This window comes from Arthrobacter sp. P1_B4 (assembly GCF_056406555.1).
The window spans coordinates 24958-31985 of the sequence record NZ_JBFTZW010000034.1; the positions used below are offsets into that span (position 1 = coordinate 24958).

Annotated in this window: 7 protein-coding genes; all 7 read left to right on the top strand. The window is 64.4% G+C overall.

The window, feature by feature from the left end; genetic code table 11:
• Nucleotides 1-89: 89 nt before the first annotated feature.
• The gene (locus tag AC1D1W_RS12370; RefSeq protein WP_476943833.1) at nt 90-1364 is read left to right on the top strand and encodes an alpha-hydroxy acid oxidase; all 1275 of its coding nucleotides are present in this window, start codon (nt 90-92) and stop codon (nt 1362-1364) included.
• Between the two features lie 78 nt (nt 1365-1442).
• Nucleotides 1443-2345 carry an ABC transporter substrate-binding protein gene (locus AC1D1W_RS12375; RefSeq protein WP_028277463.1) on the top strand — a complete coding sequence of 301 codons (903 nt, stop codon included), beginning with the start codon at nt 1443-1445 and terminating at the stop codon, nt 2343-2345.
• A gap of 6 nt (nt 2346-2351) precedes the next feature.
• On the top strand, nt 2352-3371 hold the full coding sequence (locus AC1D1W_RS12380; protein WP_243182185.1) for an amino acid ABC transporter permease: 1020 nt from the start codon (nt 2352-2354) through the stop codon (nt 3369-3371).
• Nucleotides 3368-4135 carry an amino acid ABC transporter ATP-binding protein gene (locus tag AC1D1W_RS12385; RefSeq protein WP_279294495.1) on the top strand — a complete coding sequence of 256 codons (768 nt, stop codon included), beginning with the start codon at nt 3368-3370 and terminating at the stop codon, nt 4133-4135. The genes AC1D1W_RS12380 and AC1D1W_RS12385 overlap by 4 nt, the downstream gene beginning before the upstream one ends.
• A 159-nt stretch (nt 4136-4294) precedes the next feature.
• Nucleotides 4295-5104 carry an alpha/beta fold hydrolase gene (locus AC1D1W_RS12390; protein WP_476943834.1) on the top strand — a complete coding sequence of 270 codons (810 nt, stop codon included), beginning with the start codon at nt 4295-4297 and terminating at the stop codon, nt 5102-5104.
• Between the two features lie 89 nt (nt 5105-5193).
• Nucleotides 5194-6555, top strand: a complete 1362-nt coding sequence (locus tag AC1D1W_RS12395) for an MFS transporter (RefSeq protein ID WP_476943835.1) — start codon at nt 5194-5196, stop codon at nt 6553-6555.
• A gap of 91 nt (nt 6556-6646) precedes the next feature.
• The coding region (locus AC1D1W_RS12400) for an ester cyclase (RefSeq protein ID WP_476943836.1) at nt 6647-7028 on the top strand (382 nt) is incomplete at its 3' end.

Consider the following 7028-nt stretch of genomic DNA (forward strand, 5'->3'; position numbering starts at 1 on the left):
CCCTCAATTTGTCGATAACTCCATGGTGATGCGGAGCTTCATTTCCTACGCTGAACCATAACGCAGGACAGTTCAACGGAAGGCCGTCATTGAAAATCAGCGAAGCCAGGCAACTCGTCCAGGTGAAAGCTCCCGTCTTGTCCCGCCAACGGCGTGTGCTGGCGGGCGCCTACAACGTCGAGGAATTCCGGAAATCGGCGCGCAAGGTCTTGCCGGCCGGGATTTTCGACTATCTCGACGGCGGATCCGAAGACGAAGTGACGCTGCGCCGCAACCGGGCCGTCTTCGATGCCTGGGCCCTCATGCCCAGCTGGGGCCCGGTGTCCGGACCCGATACGACGACGACCCTGCTCGGAAAAGAAAGCGCGCTGCCGCTGACCTTGACCCCCACCGGGGCGACCCGGCTGTTCCATCCCGAGGGCGAACTGGCCGTCGCGGCCGCCGCGGACCGGGCCCGCATCCCCTATGGGTTGGCCGGGCTGAGCACCGTGCCCATGGAAACCATCGCAGAACAGCACCCGTCCCTCGACCGCTGGTTCAACTTTGGCCTCACCTCGGACGCCCAGGCGATGAAGAACAAACTGGCCCGCTGCAAGGCAGCCGGATTCAACACCTTGATTGTCGGCGTCGACACGCGGGCGCTGGGCTCCAGGGAACGGGACCTCCACAATGGATTCACCGCCCCTCCCGCGCTCACGCTGTCAACCATCGCGGACATCGCCCGGCGCCCTTCGTGGTGGATCAACTTTTTGAAGTCGGACGGCATCAGCTTCCCGAACCTGGATCCGCAGAGCCCCGCCGCATCCTCCGTGGTGACCCCGACCATGTGGCAGCACATCCTGGGCCACTCGGATGCCAGCAGCGGCTGGAAGGAACTTGAGGCCCTGCGGCAGGCCTGGCACGGCAAAATCGTGCTCAAGGGCTGCGTCAACCCGGCCGACGTCGCGAAGGCCTCCCGGATTGGCCTGGACGCCGTCCAGTTGAGTAATCATGGCGGCCGCCAGCTCGATCACATGCTGAGCCCCATGGACGTCCTGCAGGAATCGCGGCAACGGGTGGGCGATTCGATCGAGATCTACGTGGACTCCGGCATCCGCCGGGGGAGCGACATCCTCAAGGCGCTGGCGCTGGGGGCCGATGCCTGTTCGATCGGCCGCGCCTACCTGTACGGATTGGTGGCGGCCGGCTCACCGGGCGTCGGACGCATCATCGACATCTTCGGGGATGAATTGCGGCGTACGATGACGTTAGTGGGCGTCTCCAGCATTTCCGAGTTGAAGGCCCGGGGCGGGGAAATTCTTCGGGATGTTCGTCATTCCGGAGAACTTCTGGAGACAAGAGCGTCGGAAAACACGAATTCATGAGTTTTGAATAAGCAGTCATGCAATGCCCTCCCGCAGCGTTGCGGGAGCCTAGAGAATCCCTGAACAGCTAAGGAAGCCATGCGCACCCGATACCTTCTTCCCGTTCTCACCATAGCCACGGCGCTCTCGCTCTCGGGCTGTGTCAACAACAGCGAACCCGCCGCCACCGGCTCGGCATCCGGTACCGCTGACGCCATCGACGTGCAAAAGAATGATTCCATTGCCGCCTCGCTCCCGGAAAAAATGAAGAGCTCCGGCGTGCTCAACGTCGGCATGGCCAACAACTACCCGCCCAACGAGTTCAAGGACGATAACGGCGAACCGGCAGGCTGGTCCGTGGACCTCACCAATGCCCTGGGCAAGGTTATGGGGTTGAAGGTCAACTTCGACATCGGCACCTTCGATAACATTCTGCCGGCAGTGAAGGCAGGGAAGGATGACATGGGAATGTCGTCGTTCTCCGACACGCTGGAACGCGAAAAGCAGGTGGATTTCGTGAACTACTACTCGGCCGGCATCCAGTGGGCGTCGCCCAAGGGCAAGAATGTGGACCCGAACAACGCGTGCGGGCTCAAGGTCGCCGTCCAGGCCACCACCTATGAGGACACGCATGAGGTGCCTGCCAAGTCGAAGGCCTGCACGGATGCAGGCAAGCCGGCGATCACCATTTTCAAGTACGACGCGCAGGACCAGGCAACCAACGCCCTCGTGGTGGGACAGGTCGACGCGATGAGCGCCGATTCGCCTGTGACTCTGTATGCGATCTCCAAGACCAAGGACAAGCTGCAGACCGCCGGCGACGCCTTTGAAGTGGCGCCGTACGGGATGCCCGTGGCCAAGGGCAGCGAATTTACCCCGGTCCTGCAGAAGGCGCTGCAGGCTCTGATCGACGACGGCACGTACAACAAGATCCTGTCCAAGTGGGGCGTCGAATCCGGTGGCGTCAAGACAGCAACTCTCAACGTGGCAGCCAAAGGGTGATAGCAAATGAGCGAGCCGGAATCCGACAGGATGATTGAGTCGGAGCCTGACAGGAAGCACCGGGACCGGAGCGGGCAGGACACGGACAACTCGCCGGCGGAGGCGATCGTGGCGATCCCGCTGCGGCACCCGTGGCGGATCGTGATTGCCGTGGTTCTTTTGCTCGGGTTGGCGGTATTTGTCCTGGACGCCGCCCAGCGCGCGGACTATGGCTGGCCGGATGTGGGCAAGTACATTTTTGACCGCCGGATCAGCCAGGCCGCGTGGGTAACGTTGTGGCTGACCATCTACTCGATGATCGGCGCGATCGTCATCGGGCTGCTTCTGGCCATCATGCGGCTCTCACCAAATCCGGTGCTCAAGAGCATCGCCTGGCTGTACATCTGGATCTTCCGCGGAACCCCTGTCTACGTGCAGTTGGTGTTCTGGGGCATCGTGGCCCTGATCTACCCGGTGTTCACGCTGGGGATTCCGTTCACGACGCCGTGGGTCACCGTCCCGAACGAGATCTTCACGAACCTGTTCATTACCGCCGTGATCGGGCTGGCCCTGAACGAGGCCGCCTACATGTCTGAAATCGTGCGTGCCGGCCTGCTGTCCGTGGACGAGGGCCAGGCGGAGGCTTCCACGGCCCTGGCCATGTCCTGGGGCCAGACCATGCGGTATGTCGTGGTTCCGCAGGCCATGAAAATCATCATTCCGCCTACCGGCAACGAAGTGATTTCGATGCTCAAGACCACCTCCCTGGTGGCAGCGATCCCCTTGAGCATTGACCTGTACGGGGTGTCCCGCGGCATATCAGCCGTGACGTTCACACCCGTGCCGCTGCTGATTGTGGCTTCCCTTTGGTATCTGCTTTTCACGTCGATCCTGATGGTCGGGCAGCACTTCATTGAAAAGCGGTTCTCGCGCGGAACCGGGCGGGTCAAGATGGGCAAGGAACCCGCGGGGTCCGCGCCGGCACCGACGGCCGGACCTGGCGCGCCGGGTGCACCGCTCGGGACAGATTTTGGAGGTAAGGGATGACCGGCGTGCCAATGGTTCTTGCGGAGAAGGTTTCCAAGAATTTCGGATCCAACAGGGTCCTGCGTGGGATCAGCCTGGAGGTCGACCCCGGGGAGGTTCTCTGCATCGTGGGGCCCAGCGGTTCGGGCAAGTCGACGTTCCTGCGCTGTATCAACCACTTGGAGGTGGTTGACGGCGGCCGGCTTTCGGTCGACGGACAGCTGGTTGGCTACCGCCAAAAAGGCGAGAAGCTCTACGAACTCAAGCTCAAGGAAGCTGCTTTCCAGCGCCAGGAAATCGGAATGGTCTTCCAGCGGTTCAACCTGTTCCCGCACCTGACCGCAGTGGAGAACATCATCCTGGCTCCCATGCGGGTGAAGAAGATTTCCAAGGCCGCTGCCACGGCACGGGCCATAGAACTGCTGGAGCGCGTGGGGCTGGGGGACAAGGGCGACGCCTACCCGGCGCACCTCTCTGGCGGCCAGCAGCAGCGGGTGGCCATTGCCCGTGCCTTGGCCATGGACCCCAAACTGATGCTCTTCGACGAACCGACCAGTGCTTTGGACCCGGAGTTGGTGGGCGAGGTGCTCGATGTCATGAAGGGACTGGCCAAGAGCGGCATGACCATGATTGTGGTGACCCACGAGATGGGGTTCGCCCGCGAGGTGGCGGACACCCTGGTCTTCATGGACGACGGCGTGGTGGTGGAGGCCGGGGCTCCCCGCCAGATCCTGAGCGACCCGCAACACGACCGGACCAAGGCGTTCCTCTCAAAGGTGCTGTGACATTCAAGGTTGACGGCGCGGCGGTAGGCCCTGGCCTCTCCGGGGAACGGCCGCCGCGCCATAGATCTCGGCTGCGGCGCGGGCAAGGAAACACCTTATCCGGCAGGACTTCCGCCCGACCTCATCGACCGAAGAGGTCTCCGAGAGGAGCAGTACGTTATGGGTGATGCCTTCAACGCCGTGGATGGCGTCCGAATTTCCTTTCAGGAGCAGGGCGCCGGCCCCACTATCGTTCTGGTGCACGGTTCAGGGCTGTCCCGTGCCATTTGGCGGGGACTGGGCTTCACGAAGGCCTTGCAGGAGCGCTTTCGCGTGGTGACTCTGGATCTGCGGGGACACGGCCGCAGCGACAAGCCGCAGCACGAAGACGCGTACAGCATGGACCTGCTCGTCGGGGATGTTGTGGCAGTCCTGGACGCCGCCGGCGCGCAGGCAGCCCACTACATGGGGTATTCCGCCGGCTCGAGAATCGGATTCTCACTGCTGGCCAGCAGTCCCGAGCGCGTCAAGACATTTACGGCTGCGGGCGGCACGTACCGCTCCCCGGCCGGGCAAATCGAATCGATCTTCTTCCCCGGATATGACCAGGCCCTGGACCGTGGCGGCATGCTGGAATTTCTGCGCCAATGGCGTATCGCCACGGGCCGTGACCTCGATCCGCAGACGGCCGCCGCGCTTCTGGCCAACGACCCCGCGGCCCTGCGCGCCTACTTCCGGCGGAGTGAGAACGAACCCGGAATTCCGGAGCCGGTCCTACGGACCATGGACACGCCCACCTTGCTGCTCGCCGGCACGGACGACCCGCTTCGGTATGCGGACTCGGAACGGGCGGCCCAGCTCATGCCCAGGGCACGGTTCCAGGCCCTGCCCGGCCGCAACCACGGCCAGACCCTGGTTCCCGCCGGCCCAGTCCTCAGCATGGTGACTTCATTCATCACCTCGGCGGCCAGCGCGGCGAACAACGGCTAGGCAGGGGAGGGTTGACGCCAGAGCGACGACGACGGCGGCATGCGTCGTCCGGTTCGATTTCGGCCGGCGTCGTAAGACAGACTGTTGCCGTGAGCAACTCTCCCCGTGCAGGCCTGGCCGTCGCCGGCCTCAGCCTCGGCACGTCGCTGAACCCGTTGAATTCGTCGATGATCGCCGTCGCCCTGGTGGTGCTGCGCGAGGACTTCGGGCTCGACGTCGCCACGGTCACCTGGGTGATCACGGCGTTCTACCTCACCTCCGCGGCCGGCCAGCCGCTGATGGGACGGCTGGCGGACCGCTTCGGCCCGCGGCGGCTGTTCCTGCTGGGCATGGCCCTGGTGGCAGTGACCTGTGCGCTCGCGCCTTTTGCGCCGAACTTTGCGCTGCTGTGCGTGGCTCGCGCCTTCATGGCCCTCGGCACCGCGACGGCGTACCCGAGCGCCGTCGTCATGGTCGCCGCGCTGGCGCGGGAGGCGAACGTGAAGTCCACCCGGCCGCTGGGCCGGATCCAGATGGCGAACACCTCGGCGGCCGCCGTCGGGCCCGTGGTGGGTGGCCTGCTGGTGAGCCTGGTGGGCTGGCAGGCGCTGTTCCTGATCAACGTCCCGCTCTCGCTGCTGGCGATCCTTGTAGTCCGGCGCTTTGCCCCGGCCGACCGTGCCCGGGAACGCGGCCGGGTGTCGGAACTGGTGCGCGACTCGGACCTGCCCGGGATTGGAGCCTTCGTCGGTGCCCTGGTGCTGGTGATGATGGCGATGCTGAATGTGCTGCCCGACTACCGGTGGTGGCTGCTGGGCGGCGGGCTGGTCCTCGCGGCGCTGTTCGCGTGGCGGGAGCTGCGGTTCAGCCCGCCCTTCCTTGACCTGCGGCTGCTGGGCCGCAACCGGCCGCTGCTGCTGGTCTACCTGGGTTTTGCGCTGTTCAACGGCGTCTACTACTTTGCGTTCTTCGGGCTGCCGCAGCTGCTGCAGACCGCGGGCGGCTACAATCCCGGCGTCGTGGGCCTGCTGATGCTGCCGCTCGCGGCGATCTCGGTGGTCGGGACGCCGTTCGCGGTCCGCGCGATCGACCGGTTCGGCGTGCGGCGGGTGCTGATCGCCGGCGTGGTGCTGCTCCTCGTCGCGTCTGCGGCGATGTGGCTGCTGACGGCCTCCCTCGCCGTCCCGCTGGTGCTCGCGCTGACCGCCCTGCTGGGTGTGCCGTATTGCGTGGTCGCCATTTCCTCGAGCCAGGGCATGTACGTGTCCACCCGGCCGGAAGAGCGCGGAGTGGCCGCCGGGATCTTCCAGACCTGCCGCTACCTCGGCGCGATCACGGCGACCGTGCTGATCGGCATCTTCTATGGCAGCGGCGTGACGCAGGCGAACTGGGGGCTGATGGTGTTCGTGATGTTGGGGCTCGGCGCGGTGGTGCTTGTAGTGTCGCTGCGGTGGCGGGAGCGGCGGGCCTGAGGTCCGGCGCTGCAGGAGCGTGAGCCGTTGATGTGCCATGGCCGGAGTGGAAGACTTGGGCTGCGGTCTCATCCACTTTAAGGAGTTGGAAATGGCTGACGGGACTGGATTGATCAAGCGGTTCTACACAGAGGTGATTGGGGACGGAAATCTCGCCCTCATTGATGAACTGGTCAGTGATGACTTCGTCGATCACGACCCCCTACCCGGACAATCGCCCGCCAAGGACGGCGTCGGGTACTTCGTCAACACGATGCGGGCGGCATTCCCGGATCTTAGGGCCAAGACCACCGAACCGGCGCTGGTAGATGGAAATCTCGAGGCGCAATACGTGGTCCTGACTGGAACGCATCAGGGAGAACTGATGGGCGTCGCGCCCACCGGTCGGAGCGTCGAATTCAGCGGCGTCGACATCATCCGCGTCGACGGCGGCAAAGTCGTCGAGCACTGGGGGGCCACGGACACTATGACCC

Coding starts and splice junctions, on each gene's coding strand:
- AC1D1W_RS12375 (WP_028277463.1), top strand. CDS start 1,443: ATGCGCACCCGATACCTTCTTCCCGTTCTCACCATAGCCACGGCGCTC.
- AC1D1W_RS12380 (WP_243182185.1), top strand. CDS start 2,352: ATGAGCGAGCCGGAATCCGACAGGATGATTGAGTCGGAGCCTGACAGG.
- AC1D1W_RS12385 (WP_279294495.1), top strand. CDS start 3,368: ATGACCGGCGTGCCAATGGTTCTTGCGGAGAAGGTTTCCAAGAATTTC.
- AC1D1W_RS12390 (WP_476943834.1), top strand. CDS start 4,295: ATGGGTGATGCCTTCAACGCCGTGGATGGCGTCCGAATTTCCTTTCAG.